This is a genomic window from Luteitalea sp., from assembly GCA_009377605.1.
Classification (GTDB): domain Bacteria; phylum Acidobacteriota; class Vicinamibacteria; order Vicinamibacterales; family Vicinamibacteraceae; genus WHTT01.
Genome location: WHTT01000310.1, coordinates 1 through 598 on the forward strand (window position 1 = coordinate 1; position 598 = coordinate 598).

General features: G+C 70.1%; 1 protein-coding gene. It reads left to right on the forward strand.

Going from position 1 to position 598, the window contains the following annotated elements:
* Positions 1 to 83: 83 nt before the first annotated feature.
* Positions 84 to 598, forward strand: a 515-nt coding sequence (locus GEV06_29070; protein MPZ21891.1) for a hypothetical protein, incomplete at its 3' end; no start/stop codon positions are given.

The window sequence follows — 598 nt, forward strand, 5'->3', positions numbered from 1 at the left end:
CGCACGGAGCGGATCAAAGGCGGGCCACTCAGGGTGCCGGCCCTCACGTCACTCACGCCGCCCAGAGTGTGGTCGGTGCCCCCATGGCGACCGCGGTTCGAGGACACGACCGTACCGGGCCAGGCGCTTGGGGTGAGGAGAGGGTCACCATCTCCGGTCTCCCGGCGGCGGCACAAGCGACGATTGCCGACAGGATTGGCCGGGACGACCGCCGGTATCACGCCACCACTGCAGCGGGCGGCGTCAAGGTCGAGAATCCCGCGCACGGTCTGGCTGTCGACTTCGCGCGAGGCAGCGTCTCGGTGACGCACGCGGGTGAGCGCCTTGGCTTCACGCTCGAGGGCGTTGGCTATGGCGAAGCGTTGGAGCCGGTCGAGGCCGTCACGCCCACCGCGACAGCGAACCGCGTGGAGTATCGACGTGGTGCGCTGACCGAGTGGTACGTGAACGGTCCGCTCGGCCTCGAGCAGGGTTTCACGCTCGCGCGTCCACCTGCCCCGAGCGACGTCGAGGGGCCGCTGACGGTCGCGCTGCGGGTGTCCAGCACACTGCGCGCCGCGGTCACGCCAAGCCCCTTCACGAGGCTTGGGGCAAATCC